The sequence below is a fragment of the Microbacterium alcoholitolerans genome, from assembly GCF_050408615.1.
In the GTDB taxonomy this organism is placed as follows: Bacteria; Actinomycetota; Actinomycetes; order Actinomycetales; family Microbacteriaceae; genus Microbacterium.
Genome location: NZ_JBNTKD010000001.1, coordinates 402,334 through 417,121 on the forward strand (window position 1 = coordinate 402,334; position 14,788 = coordinate 417,121).

A 14,788-nucleotide genomic window follows, 5' to 3' on the forward strand; every position below is an offset into this window, starting at 1 on the left:
GGGCGTATCTCGCGGAAAGCGGAACCACGTGGCATCCTCATCTCCGACCCGTCATGCGTGGCGGGTCCTCCTCGGCCTGCTTCTCGTCACGGCGGCGCTGTTCGGCATCAACGCCCTCGGCGTCTACGGGTTCAAGGAGAGCTCATGGACACCTGAGCTCGCCCTCGACCTGCAGGGTGGCACGCAGATCATCCTGAGCGCGCAGACGCCCGACGGCGCTGACCCGACCCAGGAGCAGCTCGACCAGGCCGCGGCGATCATCCGCCAGCGTGTCGACGCCTCCGGCACGGCCGAGGCCGACATCACCACCGAGGGCGGCCGCAACATCGTCGTGCAGATCCCGGGTGTCGCCGATCAGGAGACCCGCGACCGCATCCAGGCGAGTGCGAAGCTCGAGTTCCGCGTCGTCCTCGCGGCGACCGACCCGGCGACGGAGTTCGTCGGCGAGGACGGCAGCACCACGCCGTTCCCCACGCCGAACGAGACCATGAACGCGGTTCCCACCCCGGCGCCCACCGACGCCAGCGACCCGGCGTGGATGACCGAGAAGCAGATCGCCACTCTGCAGTCCTACGACTGCACGGCGGAGCACGACCGCACCAACGCCCCGGAGGACGAGCCGCTCGTCGCCTGTGACCCCACCGGCTCGGTCAAGTACCTGCTCGGACCGATGGAGCTCGACGGCACTTCGATCGACGACGCCACCGCCGGCCGCGACCAGCAGTCCGGTGCGTGGACCGTCAACCTCGAGCTCGACGGCCACGGCACCGAGGTCTTCGGCGACATCAGCCAGCGGCTCAACGCCAACCGCATCGCGGGTCTCACCCCGCGAGACCAGTTCGCGTTCGTGCTCGACGGCGTCGTGATCTCGGCACCGGTGATGCAGGCCGCGATCCTCAACGGCAAGCCGAGCATCTCGGGCAACTTCACGCAGGAGAGCTCGCAGGCCCTGTCCGACCAGCTCCGCTACGGTGCACTCCCGCTCAGCTTCACCGTCGAGAGCTCCGACACCATCTCCGCGACGCTGGGCTCGCAGCAGCTGCAGATCGGTCTCATCGCCGGGCTCATCGGTCTCGGCCTCGTGGCGGTCTACTCTCTGATCAGCTACCGGGCGCTGGGCTGGGTCATCATCGCGTCGATCGGCGTGATGGGGGTGCTGACGTACATCATCATCTGCATCCTCGCGTGGCGCATGGGCTTCCGCCTCTCGCTGGCAGGTGTGGCCGGCCTGATCGTATCGATCGGGTTCACAGCCGACTCCTTCATCGTCTACTTCGAGCGAATACGAGACGAGCTGCGAGACGGCAAATCCATCACCGGCGCCGTCGAGGACGGCTGGGGACGCGCGAAGCGAACGATCTACATCTCGAAGTCGATCAACATCCTCGCGGCCGTGGTGCTGTACATCCTCGCGGACGCCACGGTGAAGGGCTTCGCGTTCACGCTGGGTCTCACGACGCTGATCGACGTCTTCATCTTCGTCATCTTCACGCACCCGGTGATGCAGCTGCTGGCGCGCACGCGGTTCTTCGGCGGCGGGCACAAGCTCTCCGGACTCGACCCCGAGTCTCTCGGCGCGGTCTACCGCGGTCGTGCGCGGTACCGGCAGGCGGAGGTCGGCTCGACCGGCCGCACCGCCCGCAACAAGGGAGCGCGAGGCGAGGCCGAGAAACGCCAGACCATCGCTGAGCGCAAACGCGCCGAGGCTCTCGCTTCTCAGGGATCCTCGGATGCCGGAAAGGACTCCGACGCCTGATGTTCTCCATGAATGAGTTCGGCAACAAGCTCTATTCGGGGAAGACCTCCTTCCCGTTCGTCGCGAAGCGACGCCTGTGGTTCATCATCGCGATCGCGCTCATCGTCGCCTCGGCGCTGGTGCCGCTGATCCGCCCGATCCAGTTCTCGATCGAGTTCACCGGTGGATCGCAGTTCATGGTTCAGGAGCCGCAGTCGACTGACCAGTCGCTGGCGACGGATGCTGTGCGCTCGGTGGTTCCCGAGGCGACCACCAAAGTCGTCGTGGTGAACAACCGCGACATCCGCGTGCAGACCGACCAGATGAGCGCAGCCGACACGCAGCTCGTCACCACTGCACTCGCGGATGCCTACGGCGTCGACGCCACCGAGATCACCAACTCCTTCATCGGGCCGGCCTGGGGTGAGAACGTCACGCGCCAGTCGCTGTGGGGTCTGGCGATCTTCCTCGCCCTGACCTTCCTGATCCTGGCGATCTACTTCCGCACCTGGAAGATGTCTGCAGCCGCGATCATCGGTCTGCTCGACGTGCTCGTGATCACGGTCGGCGTCTACGCCCTCGCCGGATTCGAGATCTCGCCGGCGGCGGTGATCGGGTTCCTGACGATCCTCGCGTACTCCCTGTACGACACCACGGTCGTGTTCGACAAGGTCCGCGAGAACACGACGGAGGACGCCAATCAGACGACCCGCCTGTTCGGCGAGTCCGTCAACCTGGCGGTGAACCAGACCCTGGTGCGGTCCATCAACACCTCCGTCGTAGCAGCGCTGCCCGTGGGCGCGATCCTGTTCATCGGCGCGTTCTGGCTGGGTGCGGAGACGCTGACCGACATCTCGCTGTCGATCTTCGTCGGCATCATCGTCGCCACGTACTCGACGCTGTTCGTCGCCGCTCCGCTGTACTCGCTGTTCCGCGAGAAGGAGCCGGCCATCATCGCGCACGACGCGAAGGTCCATGAGGCGCGCGAGCGCGCCGCAGCGGCGAACGCCTGACCCTCTCAGCGGGGTCGGCGTCCTGCCGACCCCGCGTAGGATGATCTGATCGGGATGGGAGCAGCAGATGGCGGATTCTCAGGCCACATCGCAGGGATCGAGCCTGCGTCGGCTTGTGCCGCGCATCTTCTCGCGTGCTCCCCGGGTCAATGACCTCGACAACCTGATCCGAACCGTCCGCGCTAACCATCCGCGCGGCGATCTGCCGATCATCGAGCGCGCCTATCGCGTCGCGCGCGACAAGCATGCGGGCCAGCTGCGTCAGAGCGGTGAGCCGTACATCACTCATCCGCTCGCCGTGGCGCAGATCCTCGCGGAGCTGGGCCTGGGGCCCCGCGCGATCGCCGCTGCGCTGCTGCACGACACCGTCGAGGACACCGGCTACGCGCTGGCCGAGCTGACCGAGGAGTTCGGCGACGAGGTCGCGATGCTCGTCGACGGCGTCACGAAGCTCGACAAGGTGAAGTACGGCGAGAGCGCGCAGGCCGAGACGGTGCGCAAGATGATCGTCGCGATGTCGAAGGACATCCGGGTCCTGCTCATTAAGCTGGCCGACCGGCTGCACAACGCCCGCACGTGGGGTTTCGTCCCTCCCGAGAAGGCCAGCAAGAAGGCCAGGGAGACGCTCGAGATCTATGCGCCTCTCGCGCATCGACTCGGCATCCAGACGATCAAGTCCGAGCTCGAGGATCTGTCGTTCGCGGTGCTGCACCCGAAGATCTACGCAGAGATCAACAGTCTGATCGCGCAGCGCACCCCGCAGCGCGAGAAGTACCTGCAGAACGTCATTGAGTCGATCGATGAGGACCTGCGCGAGCTGCGCATCCGAGGAAAGGTCGTCGGCCGGCCGAAGCAGCTGTACTCCGTCTACCAGAAGATGGTCGTGCGCGGGCGCGAGTTCGATGACATCTACGACCTCATCGGCATCCGCGTCCTGGTCAACTCCGTGCGCGACTGCTACGCGGTGCTCGGTGCCATCCACGCACGATGGACCCCGCTGCCCGGACGGTTCAAGGATTACATCGCGACCCCCAAGTTCAACCTGTACCAGTCGCTGCACACGACCGTGATCGGCCCGTCAGGACGCACCGTCGAGATCCAGATCCGCACGCACGAGATGCATCAGCAGGCGGAGTTCGGTGTCGCCGCGCACTGGATGTACAAGGAGCGGGTGAACGGCGGCAAGGTCGAGGTGCGCGCGAGCGACACCGACATGGCCTGGCTGGCCCACATCTCCGACTGGCAGGCAGAAACCGCCGACCCGAGCGAGTTCCTCGACTCACTGCGCTTCGAGATCGGTGCGAAGGAGGTCTACGTCTTCACGCCGAAGGGGCGGGTGATCGGCCTTCCCGCCGGGGCGACGACGGTCGACTTCGCCTACGCCGTGCACACCGAGATCGGTCACCGCACGATGGGAGCGAAGGTCAACGGCAGGCTCGTGCCGCTGGAGACAGTGCTGAAGAGCGGTGACGTCGTCGAGGTCTTCACCTCGAAGAACCCGGATGCCAGTCCCAGCCAGGACTGGATGGCCTTCGTCAAGAGCACCAGGGCGCGCAACAAGATCCGCGGCTGGTTCACGAAGGAGCGCCGCGAAGAGGCGGTCGAACAGGGTAAGGAATCCATCGCCAGGGCGATGCGCAAGCAGAACCTGCCACTGCAGCGCCTGATGAGCCAGGAGTCGTTCACCGAGGTCGCCCACCAGCTCCGCTATGAAGACGTCTCTGCCTTGTACGCCGCCGTCGGCGAAGGACATGTCTCGCCGCAGTCGGTGCTCGAGAAGGTCACAGCGCTCGTCGCCGTCGAGCAGGACACCAGCACCGGCGCGATCGATCTGCCAGGTCGTCAGGTGCCGGTCCGCGAGGCCCGCACCGGCGACTCGGGCATCCTCGTCCGCGGCGCGGCCGACATCCTCGTCAAGCTGGCGCGCTGCTGCACACCCGTGCCCGGCGACGCCATCGTGGGCTTCGTCACACGGGGGAGCGGCGTGTCGGTGCATCGCCAGGACTGCGTGAACGTGAAGGCGCTGGGCACCGACCCGGAGCGTTTCGTCGACGTCGAGTGGGCGCCGACCACGAAGAGCGTGTTCCGCGTGCAGATCCAGGTCGAGGCGCTGGATCGCTCCGCGCTGCTGTCGGATGTCACGCGCGTGCTCAGCGAGCACCATGTGAACATCCTCTCGGCGACCGTCACCACCACCGATGAGCGTCTCGCGCTGAGCCGGTTCGTCTTCGAGATGGGCGACTCCGTTCACCTCGACCGCGTGCTGAACGCGGTCCGCCGGATCGACGCGGTCTACGACGTCTACCGCGTCACGACCTCCTGATCGGCGAGCATCTCCGCAAGGATCCGCCTCGCCGTCTGGCAGCCCGGTCTCCGCTCGATGCTGGCGACGTGGGCGCGGACCGCTTCGGTGAGATCGGGTCGCCCGAGCAGCAGCGCGCGCAGCCAGCGGTCATCCCCGCCGTGCCGGGCCAGATCGAACAGCAGCGTGACCGCCGTGACGACGGGCGTGGTGACGGGCACTCCGCCGATGAGCTGGACCTCCTCGGACGCGAGGGTGCGGTCATGATGGACGACGCGAACCGACGGCCTCGTGCGCGGTCGCGACGGGCCGATCCGAGTGACGTGGTGGATGCTCGGCGGCAGATCGCCCGCGCCGTGCACCCAGGCGGCAGTGGCTCCGCTGGCAGCTGTGCGAGGCGACAGCAGCATCGAGATGCTCACCGCCCGGTCAGCGCTGCTCTCGACCGTGTCTGCGGGCATGTAGCCCTCGCCGATCTCGATGACGTGCCCGTCCAGCCTCGCGGCGCTGAGCTCGGTGAGCGAGAGCCGCTCACCAGGGCGGTAGAACAGGGCGGGATGCACCCTTAACAGTGTGAGCCGTGCCCGCCCGGGATGGGGCGGCACGGCTCACACTGTGGATAACGCAGCCGGCTGCAGATCAGCGCAGAACTGATCAGCCCAGAACTGATCAGCCCAGAACTGATCAACCGAGGGCGCTCAGCCAGGCGCGGCGAGCGGCCAGAGCCTCGGTCGCGTCCTTCACTGCCTTCTTGTCGCCGGACTTCTCGGCCGCCGCGAGTTCAGCTTCGAGCTTCTCGATGGCCTCGACCAGCTGCGAGCTCATGTCGTTCGCGCGAGCCTTGGTCTCGGGGTTGTTCTTCTTCCAGTCGACCTCTTCGCGCGACTTCAGCGCCTGCTCGATGGAGCGCATGCGGTCATCGAGCGCACGCTCCTTCTCACGCGGGAAGATGCGTCCGACTTCGTCCCACTGACGCTGGATGCGGGTCAGCAGGGCACGGGCGCGCTTGAGGTTCGATTCGTCGGCGACGGCCTTCGCCTCGACCAGCAGCGCCTCGCGCTCTTCGATGCGCGGAGCCGAGTCGGCCTCCTCAGCGGCGGCCTGCTCGGCACGCGCCGCGTACAGGGCGTCACCTGCGGCCTTGAACTTCGCCCACAGCGCATCGTCCGCCTTGCGACCCGCACGACCGGCGGCCTTCCACTCGTCGAGCAGGCTGCGGTATGCCGGAATGCCGTCGACACCACGCGGTGCCAGGGCCTCGGCCCGCTCAACCAGGCGCGATTTCACATCGCGCGCGGCGCGATGCACATCGTCGAGGTCGGAGAAGAACGCACGACGTGCCTTGTCGACCGTCGAGCGTGCATCCCGGAATCGCTTCCAGAGCTGCTGCGCGGCACCCTTCGGCAGACGAGGTCCGGTCTGCTGGTGAGCCTGCCAAGCATCGAACAGGTCGGTCATCTCGACGGTGACCTGCTTCCACTGCACCTTCGTCAGGTCGCGTGCGGCGATGGCCTCGGCCTTCTCGACGATCGCAGTGCGCTCGGCGATGGCGGCGTCGAGCGCCTCCTTCGCGGCCTCGGCCTCCTTCGCCGTCGCCTCGGACAGCGACTCCAGCAGCGACTCGACGCGGGTGCGCAGACCGGCGAGATCGCCGACGGCCGCGGCGTCCGTGACCTCGCCGAGCAGGTGCGTGGCCTGCTTGCTGAGGTCGGATGCCGACGCTCCGCCGCCCTGAGCGCGGGTCTCAAGTGTGCCGAGCTTGACAGCGAGATCGTCGTACTTGCGGACGTAGTAGGCGAGCGCCTCATCGGAGGTGCCGTCCGGATACTGGCCAACGGCACGCCAGGAATCGCCCTCGCGGACCTCGACGGTGCCGTCTTCGGTGACACGGCCCCACTGCGCGGCATCCGAATCGATCGGCGCAGGCGCCGGCGCGACAATAGGAGCCGCGGCAGCTGCGGCGGGCATCGGCCGGCGCGGCGGAGCGGGGACGGGCGGTCCGGGAACGGGAGGGGTGGGCTTGGCGGCGTTGTCGTCAGACACGATGTTCTCCTTGCGCGGACGTCCCGCGGGAGTGGGAAAGGACGTTGCTCAGCCTAGTTCACTCGCCGGGAGTCTGCGTGGGCTCAGACGCAGGAGTCTCGACCGGAGTCTGTGGGGTCTCGGGCGCGGAAGTCTCGACCGGCAGGCCGGTGAGCGTCGGGGTGGGCGTCGTCTGAACGCTCGGCTCCGGCGCCGGGGCGGTCGACTGTCCGAGGACGGTCTGGCTGACGATGGCGCCGATGACGATCAGCCCGCCGGCGACGACGGCGATGACCGTGTCACGGCGTCGACGGCGCAGCTGCTTCTCGTACCAGGCCGTGCGGGCCGCGTACAACCGCGCCCGCTCCGCTTCCGTGCGTGCGCGCTGTGCCGCACCGCGAGAACCGCGTACCGCCATCGTTGCTCCTCTCAAGCCTGGATCGCGGCAACGCCGCCTCTGCGAGCCTACCGGCGGACGCGGCCCGATGTCGGTCGCGCCAGTAGCCTGGACTCATGACCTCCGCCGCCTCCCTGATGTCGGGACAGACGCCGCTTGCCGTGCGCATGCGGCCGGTCTCACTGAGCGAGGTCGCCGGGCAGCAGCACCTGCTGCGCGCGGGCTCGCCGATCGTGGCGCTGGCCGATCCGGAGGCGAGTGCGCCCGGTGCCGTCTCGATCATCCTTTGGGGTCCGCCCGGCACGGGCAAGACGACGCTCGCACAGGCGATCGCCCGCTCCTCGGGTCGCCGCTTCGTCGAGCTCTCGGCCATCACCGCCGGGGTCAAGGACGTGCGCGAGGTGATGCAGGAGGCGATCACGCAGCGCGACCTGTACGGCCAGACGACGATCCTGTTCCTCGACGAGATCCATCGATTCACCAAGGCCCAGCAGGACGCGCTTCTGCCCGGCGTCGAGAACGGCTGGGTCATCCTTATCGCAGCCACCACAGAGAATCCGTCCTTCTCGGTGATCTCGCCACTGCTGTCGCGATCGCTGCTCCTGACGCTGAAGCCCCTCACAGACGAGGACATCGGCGTCCTGATCGATCGTGCGGTGACAGATGCCAGAGGTCTGTCCGGCTCGGTGACCATCGCCGACGACGCTCGCGGGGCGCTGATCAGGCTCGCCTCCGGCGATGCCCGCCGTGCGCTGACCGGTCTGGAGGCCGCGGCGGCGGTGGCCTCATCCAGGGCGGACGACGGATCGCCGGCGGAGGTCACGGACGAGGACGTCGCCCAGGCCGTCGACCGCGCGCTGCTGCGCTATGACCGTCAGGGCGATGAGCACTACGACGTGATCAGCGCCTTCATCAAGTCGATCCGCGGTTCCGATCCGGACGCCGCGGTGCACTATCTGGCGCGCATGATCGAGGCGGGGGAGGACCCGCGCTTCATCGCGCGGCGTCTGGTGATCTCCGCAGCGGAGGACATCGGCCTCGCCGACCCGCAGGCGCTGACGATCGCCAACGCGGCCGCGGACGCCGTGGCGTTCATCGGGATGCCCGAAGGCCGCATCCCGCTCGCCGAGGCCACCATCTACCTGGCGACGACCGCCAAGTCGAACGCCGCCTACGTGGCGATCAACCAGGCGATCGCGGATGTGCGCGCAGGCGGTTTCGGGCGCGTCCCGATTCATCTGCGCGACGCGCACTACGCCGGCGCGAAGCGCCTCGGGCACGGCAAGGGCTACCGCTATCCGCACGACAGCGACGTCGGCATCCTGCCGCAGCAGTATCTGCCCGACGAGCTCGACGGACGGCGCTACTACGAGCCGAAGAGCCTCGGCGCCGAGCGCGACGTCTCGGCGCGCCTCGAGAGAATCCGTCGCATCCTCGGCGACCGCTGAGACTCTTCAGCCGGTGGACTGACCGCCCAGGCCGCATCTGTTAGCATTGAGCGGCTCGAAACAGAGTTTTCGGGCATCCCTCCACTCATCCACCCTCGGGTGGGAACCGTCACGGCGCCCCGGCGTGCGCCCAGCGGCAGAGTGTCGGAGATACGCCCGTGAGACGTGAAAGACGCGTCCACGTCACGGAAGGAATGCTTCGTGGTCACGAAGTCCCAGGACCGCCGCAAGGTCCGTCTCAGCCGCGCGCTGGGAATCCCGCTCACCCCGAAGGCCGCCCGCTACCTCGAGAAGCGTCCTTACGCTCCCGGCGAGCACGGCCGCACCAAGCGCAAGGCTGACAGCGACTACGCCGTGCGTCTGCGTGAGAAGCAGCGTCTGCGCGAGCAGTACGGCATCCGCGAGAAGCAGCTGCGCATCGCGTTCAACGAGGCTCGCCGCAAGGACGGCCTGACCGGTGAGAACCTGGTCGAGCTGCTCGAGATGCGTCTCGACGCCCTCGTCGTGCGTGCCGGCTTCGCCCGCACCACCGCACAGGCCCGTCAGCTGGTCGTGCACCGTCACATCCTCGTCGACGGTCAGCTCGTCGACCGCCCGTCCTTCCGCGTGAAGCCGGGTCAGCTCATCCACGTCAAGGCCAAGAGCGAGGGCCTCGAGCCCTTCCAGGTCGCAGCCGCCGGCGGTCACGCCGAGGTCCTGCCTCCCGTTCCCGGCTACCTCGAGGTGGAACTCGACAAGCTGCAGGCCCGCCTGGTTCGTCGCCCGAAGCGCGCTGAGGTCCCCGTGACCTGTGAAGTGCAGCTCGTCGTCGAGTACTACGCGGCTCGCTGATCTGACAGCGTTTGCACGAGAGGCGTCGGGAATCCCCGGCGCCTCTCGTCGTAGGATGGCGGAATGAAGACTCTCCTCTGGTTCCTGATCGGCGTGATCGGCGGGTTCGTCGCCGCCCACTTCATGAACAAGGACCCGCGGGGTCAGGAGATCTTCGGCGACATCGACGCGCGCCTCTCTCAGTTCACGGCCATCCTGGGCGACGCCTATCGCCAAGAGGACGCGCGGCTGTCGGATCCGACCGACCGCTGAACCGCACCGGCGCCCGCGCTGCGCTGCTGACGGGACCGAATCACCCCTCCGCCGCGTTCACGGACGCGGACACACCACGCAAGGACACGCACCAGAGCTATGAAAACTGCGGAGATCGCGCAGCGGTACCTGAACTTCTTCGAGAAGAACGATCACGTCATCGTTCCGTCTGCCTCCCTCGTGAGCGACGACCCGACACTGCTGTTCACGGTCGCAGGAATGGTGCCGTTCATCCCGTACCTCACCGGCGTCGTGCCCGCACCGCACCCGCGCATCGCCGACGTGCAGAAGTGCATCCGCACCAACGACATCGAAGAGGTCGGCAAGACCGCCCGCCACGGCACGTTCTTCCAGATGATGGGCAATTGGTCGTTCGGCGACTACTTCAAAGAGGGGGCGATCCGCTACGCCTGGGAACTGCTGACGAGTTCCGAGAGCGACGGCGGACTCGGCTTCGACGAGAAGGATCTCTGGGTCACGATCTACGAGACCGATGACGAGGCGGAGGCCATCTGGCGCGACGTCATCGGGCTGAAGCCGGAGCGCATCCAGCGCCTCGGACGCGCCGACAACTACTGGCACACCGGTCAGGCCGGTCCCGGCGGGCCCGACTCCGAGATCTTCTTCGACCGCGGTCCGTCGTACGGCAAGGACGGCGGGCCGGCCGTCGACGACTCGCGGTTCATGGAGATCTGGAACCTCGTGTTCATGCAGGACTTCATCCAGAACGTTCGCAGCGCCACGGAGTTCGACATCGTCGGCGAGCTGCCGAAGAAGAACATCGACACCGGCATGGGCCTCGAGCGCGTCGCCTTCCTCAAGCAGGGCGTCGAGAACATGTACGAAACCGATCAGGTGCGTCCGGTCCTCGATCGCGCCGCCGAGCTCTCCGGACGCCGCTACGGCGCGTCGCACGAGGACGATGTGCGCTTCCGCGTGATCGCCGACCACGTGCGCTCGTCGCTGATGCTCCTCTCCGACGGCGTTCGCCCGTCCAATGACGGTCGCGGCTACGTGCTGCGCCGCCTGATGCGGCGCACGGTGCGCGCCATGCGTCTGCTCGGAGTCGACGCACCCACCTTCCCCGAGCTGTTCACGGCGTCTCGGGATGCCATGAAGTCGGCCTACCCCGTGCTGGAGACCGAGTGGTCGACGCTGTCCTCGGCGGCGATCGCCGAGGAGGAGACCTTCCGCCGCACTCTCGCTCAGGGGTCGACGATCCTGGATCTCGCCCTCGCCGACACGAAGAAGGCCGGCGGTGAGACGCTCAGCGGCTCCGAGGCCTTCCTGCTCCACGACACCTACGGCTTCCCGATCGATCTGACGCTCGAGGTCGCCCAGGAGGCCGGCCTCGAGGTCGATCGCGGCGCCTTCGACGATCTGATGCAGCAGCAGCGTGAGCGCGCCAAGGCCGATGCGCGTGGTCGCAAGAGCCAGCTCGCCGACCTGTCGGTGTACCGCGAGTTCCGCGCCCAGGGCGAGACGGCTTTCGCCGGCTACACGGATCTGCAGACCGAATCGCGCGTCCTCGGGATCATCGTCGACGGCCACTCCGTCGCGAGCGCCGCGGAGGGGGACGTCGCCGAGGTGATCCTCGCTGAGACCACGCTGTACGCCGAGTCCGGCGGTCAGGTCGCCGACAAGGGAACCATCGTCGGCACCGGCTTCGAGCTGGACGTCCTCGACGTGCAGCGACCCGTCGCGGGCCTGATCAGCCACACCGTGCACGTGGCATCCGGTTCGGTGGCGGTCGACGACCGCGCGACCACCGTCGTGGACGCCGCCAACCGCCGCGCGGCCCAGCAGGCGCACTCCGCGACGCACCTCGTGCACGCCGCACTTCGCGACACGCTGGGCAAGACGGCCACGCAGGCCGGTTCGCTCAACCGCGCCGGCTACATGCGCTTCGACTTCGCCTGGTCCCAGCCGCTGTCGACCGAGACGCGCTCCGAGATCGAGGACATCGTCGGGCGGGCCGTGAACGACGCACTCGAGGTGACGACCCGCATCGTCTCGCTCGACGAGGCCAAGGAAGCCGGCGCCATGGCGCTGTTCGGCGAGAAGTACGGTGACGTCGTGCGCATGGTCGACATCGGAGGTCCCTGGTCGCGCGAGCTCTGCGCGGGCACGCACGTGTCGACCAGCTCTGAGATCGGCCTGGTCAGCCTCGTCGGCGAGTCGTCGATCGGCGCATCGAACCGTCGCATCGAAGCTCTCGTCGGTCAGGACGCCTTCCGCGAGCTGGCTGCTGAGCGCACTGTCGTGTCGCAGCTGACCGCAGCGCTGAAGACGCCGCGCGACCAGCTCAGCGCGCGCATCGAAGAGCTCCAGGCGAACCTGAAGGCCGCTGAGAAGCGCATCGCGCAGTTCGAATCCAAGGAGCGCGAGGGCCGCGTCCCGGCACTCGTCGAGGCCGCGCAGCCCGTCGGCGACTACCGCGTGGCATCCGCTTCGCTCGGCGAGGTCGGATCCGCTGACGACGTGCGCACCCTCGCCCTGAGCGTGCGCGAGCGTCTCGGCACGGATGCCGCCGTAGTCGCATTCGGCGGCGTCGTCTCCGGTCGACCGATCATCGTCGTCGCGACGAACGATGCCGCACGCGCAGCCGGCGCCAAGGCCGGCGCTCTGGTGCGCATCGCGGCGGGCGTGCTCGGCGGCGGTGGCGGTGGCAAGGATGACGTGGCTCAGGGCGGCGGCACGGATGCGACCGCGCTCGATGAGGCGCTGGCCGCCGTGGTCACGGAGCTCGGAGGCGCGTGAGCGGCTTCCGTCGGGGCATCCGACTCGGCATCGACGTCGGGAAGGCCCGTGTCGGCGTGTCCCGCTGCGACCCGGACGGCATGCTCGCGGTTCCCGTGGAGACGGTTCCGCGCTCGGAGACCTCCGTGGATCGCATCGTCGAACTCTCCGCGGAGTGGGATCCGATCGAGATCGTCATCGGCCTGCCGGTGAACATGCGCGGTGAGGAGACGCTGTCGACTGTCGACGCGCGGGAGTTCGCAGCTGACGTGCGCAGGCGCACCGGGCGCGCCGTGCGCATGGTCGATGAGCGGCTGAGCACGGTCAGCGCACACGCCGCGCTGCGTTCTTCGGGCAGATCTCAGAAGAACTCTCGTAGCATTGTCGATCAGGTGGCCGCAGTGGTGCTGCTGCAGCACGCGGTCGACACTGAGAAGAGCACCGGACACCCCGCCGGTGCGTTGATCGATCCCCCCGAGGAGCCGCTGCGCGATGCCTGAACCGGATGAAGCCAGCAGGAATCTGAGCGACCTGTTCGGCAATCTTCCGACGGCGGCGTCGCCGTCGACCGGACGACAGAACCGTGAGGCACGTGAGGCCCCCGCACCGGGCTCACGCCGCGCACTGCGCGAGGCGGCTGCACGCGAAGCCGCCGCACGCGAGTCGGACACCACGCCCGCGCACGTCACACCACCTGCGTCGACGCCGATCGCGCCGCCGGCGCCGGCGGTGCCTGCCCGGTCGGCAGCCCGCGCGGATGACTCATTCGGCTCCGCGGACGTCGCCTCCGAACCCGCACACGCGGCTCCCGACCGCACCGAGGCACCCGGCGCAGCGCCCGTTGAGGCACATCCGAGCGAAGCAGATCCGAGCCAGGCAGATCCGAACCAGGCAGATCCGGAAGCAGCTTCGCTGCACTCGCTGTTCGCCCCAGAGCAGCACCACGACGTTCCGAAGAAGCGGCGCGGGAGAGGCTGCCTCATCGGCCTGATCATCATGCTCGTCGTGTTCGGCGGCATCGCCGCAGGTGGTGCGTGGGTCTGGAGCCAGTACGGCGACAGGATCAGCGACGCCATGGGCTGGGGCGAGCCGAAGGACTACGAGCCCGGCATCGCCACCGGCGAAGTGCTCGTCACCATCAAGTCCGATGACACCGGATCACAGGTCTCGACCGCGCTGTTCGAAGCCGGCGTCACGAAGACCGATCGCGTCTTCTACGACTACCTGGTCGCCGAGAAGCCGTCCGCCACTTTCTACCCCGGTGTCTACACGATGCAGGAGAAGATGACGGCCGCCGCCGCCCTGGAGTCGCTGGACGACCCGGCGAATCGCATGGAGAACACTGTGCGCATCGGCGAGGGCGGCACCGTCGCATCCTCGCTGCCGCAGATCGTCGACGGCGTCGGCATCCCGATGGAGGAGCTGCAGGCCGCGATCCAGGACCCGACCGTGTACGGCGTGCAGGCCGAGACCCTGGAGGGGTGGCTGTTCCCCGCGGTGTACACGTTCGATCCGGGCGCGACCGCGCAGGATGTCATCGGCCGCATGGTCGCGCGCACGCAGGAGTCACTCGACGAGATCGGCGTCTCCGCGGACGATGCGCAGCGGGTGCTCACGGTGGCCTCCATCGTGCAGCGGGAGGGGCACACAGCCGACTTCGACAAGGTCTCGCGCGTGATCGCGAACCGACTCGACCCGGCCAACGACGAGACCCACGGCCTGCTGCAGATGGACTCGACCGCGCAGTACGGCTATGGGCTGACACACGAAGGCCCTGTCGCGTCGTGGCCGTGGGAATCGGTGAAGAACGACCAGAATCCCTGGAACACGTACCAGCATGCCGGGCTTCCCGCGTCGCCGATCGCCAATCCCAGCCACGCGGCGATCGCCGCTGCGCAGAACCCTGCGGACGGCCCGTGGTTCTACTTCGTCACCGTGAACCTCGACACCGGTGAGACGGTCTTCTCGGCGACCTACGCGGAGCAGCAGGCCGCGGAGGCGCAGTACCGCAAGTGGTGCGAGGAGAATCCCGACGGCGGCTGCTACTGA

12 protein-coding genes are annotated in these 14,788 nt (G+C 67.9%); 9 read left to right on the top strand and 3 right to left on the bottom strand.

Annotated features, from left to right (window positions below):
* Positions 1-28 precede the first annotated feature (28 nt).
* From secD to ACQUSX_RS01985, 3 genes are all read left to right on the top strand, one after another.
* Positions 29-1,756, top strand: coding sequence for a protein translocase subunit SecD (secD, locus tag ACQUSX_RS01975; protein WP_428905294.1), 1,728 nt, complete (start codon positions 29-31; stop codon positions 1,754-1,756).
* The gene (secF, locus tag ACQUSX_RS01980; protein WP_428905295.1) at positions 1,756-2,748 is read left to right on the top strand and encodes a protein translocase subunit SecF; all 993 of its coding nucleotides are present in this window, start codon (positions 1,756-1,758) and stop codon (positions 2,746-2,748) included. Before secD ends, secF begins: the two co-directional genes overlap by 1 nt.
* Positions 2,749-2,815: 67 nt before the next feature.
* On the top strand, positions 2,816-5,071 hold the full coding sequence (locus ACQUSX_RS01985) for a RelA/SpoT family protein (RefSeq protein WP_428905296.1): 2,256 nt from the start codon (positions 2,816-2,818) through the stop codon (positions 5,069-5,071).
* Here ACQUSX_RS01985 and ACQUSX_RS01990 read toward each other — a convergent pair.
* The 3 genes from ACQUSX_RS01990 to ACQUSX_RS02000 all read right to left on the bottom strand — a co-directional run bounded on the left by ACQUSX_RS01990 (position 5,050) and on the right by ACQUSX_RS02000 (position 7,490).
* A complete protein-coding gene (locus tag ACQUSX_RS01990) occupies positions 5,050-5,613 on the bottom strand; it encodes a type IV toxin-antitoxin system AbiEi family antitoxin (protein ID WP_428905297.1) in 564 nt (187 codons plus the stop codon). The two genes, ACQUSX_RS01985 and ACQUSX_RS01990, sit on opposite strands and share 22 nt — an antisense overlap.
* A gap of 121 nt (positions 5,614-5,734) precedes the next feature.
* A complete protein-coding gene (locus ACQUSX_RS01995; protein ID WP_428907569.1) occupies positions 5,735-7,018 on the bottom strand; it encodes a DUF349 domain-containing protein in 1,284 nt (427 codons plus the stop codon).
* Positions 7,019-7,151: 133 nt separating this feature from the next.
* Positions 7,152-7,490, bottom strand: a complete 339-nt coding sequence (locus ACQUSX_RS02000; RefSeq protein ID WP_428905298.1) for a hypothetical protein — start codon at positions 7,488-7,490, stop codon at positions 7,152-7,154.
* Positions 7,491-7,585: 95 nt separating this feature from the next.
* On the opposite strand from ACQUSX_RS02000, the gene ACQUSX_RS02005 reads away from it, so the two are divergent.
* From ACQUSX_RS02005 to mltG, 6 genes are all read left to right on the top strand, one after another.
* The gene (locus ACQUSX_RS02005; RefSeq protein WP_428905299.1) at positions 7,586-8,917 is read left to right on the top strand and encodes a replication-associated recombination protein A; all 1,332 of its coding nucleotides are present in this window, start codon (positions 7,586-7,588) and stop codon (positions 8,915-8,917) included.
* A 201-nt stretch (positions 8,918-9,118) separates the two neighbouring features.
* Positions 9,119-9,748 carry a 30S ribosomal protein S4 gene (rpsD, locus tag ACQUSX_RS02010; protein WP_337331178.1) on the top strand — a complete coding sequence of 210 codons (630 nt, stop codon included), beginning with the start codon at positions 9,119-9,121 and terminating at the stop codon, positions 9,746-9,748.
* Between the two features lie 63 nt (positions 9,749-9,811).
* Positions 9,812-10,000 (top strand): hypothetical protein, encoded by a 189-nt coding sequence (locus ACQUSX_RS02015; RefSeq protein WP_428905300.1) that lies wholly within the window; start codon positions 9,812-9,814, stop codon positions 9,998-10,000.
* A gap of 99 nt (positions 10,001-10,099) precedes the next feature.
* Positions 10,100-12,760, top strand: coding sequence for an alanine--tRNA ligase (alaS, locus tag ACQUSX_RS02020; protein WP_428905301.1), 2,661 nt, complete (start codon positions 10,100-10,102; stop codon positions 12,758-12,760).
* Entirely contained in the window at positions 12,757-13,239 is a 483-nt protein-coding gene (gene ruvX, locus ACQUSX_RS02025) for a Holliday junction resolvase RuvX (RefSeq protein WP_428905302.1), read from the top strand. The genes alaS and ruvX overlap by 4 nt, the downstream gene beginning before the upstream one ends.
* A complete protein-coding gene (mltG, locus tag ACQUSX_RS02030; protein ID WP_428905303.1) occupies positions 13,232-14,788 on the top strand; it encodes an endolytic transglycosylase MltG in 1,557 nt (518 codons plus the stop codon). The genes ruvX and mltG overlap by 8 nt, the downstream gene beginning before the upstream one ends.

What these genes read in the sequence shown, in the direction of transcription:
- ACQUSX_RS02015 (WP_428905300.1), top strand. Translation starts at nt 9,812, where the DNA reads ATGAAGACTCTCCTCTGGTTCCTGATCGGCGTGATCGGCGGGTTCGTC.
- ACQUSX_RS02000 (WP_428905298.1), bottom strand. Translation starts at nt 7,490, where the DNA reads ATGGCGGTACGCGGTTCTCGCGGTGCGGCACAGCGCGCACGCACGGAA.
- mltG (WP_428905303.1), top strand. Translation starts at nt 13,232, where the DNA reads ATGCCTGAACCGGATGAAGCCAGCAGGAATCTGAGCGACCTGTTCGGC.
- secF (WP_428905295.1), top strand. Translation starts at nt 1,756, where the DNA reads ATGTTCTCCATGAATGAGTTCGGCAACAAGCTCTATTCGGGGAAGACC.
- ACQUSX_RS01995 (WP_428907569.1), bottom strand. Translation starts at nt 7,018, where the DNA reads ATGCCCGCCGCAGCTGCCGCGGCTCCTATTGTCGCGCCGGCGCCTGCG.
- ACQUSX_RS02005 (WP_428905299.1), top strand. Translation starts at nt 7,586, where the DNA reads ATGACCTCCGCCGCCTCCCTGATGTCGGGACAGACGCCGCTTGCCGTG.
- alaS (WP_428905301.1), top strand. Translation starts at nt 10,100, where the DNA reads ATGAAAACTGCGGAGATCGCGCAGCGGTACCTGAACTTCTTCGAGAAG.
- ACQUSX_RS01985 (WP_428905296.1), top strand. Translation starts at nt 2,816, where the DNA reads ATGGCGGATTCTCAGGCCACATCGCAGGGATCGAGCCTGCGTCGGCTT.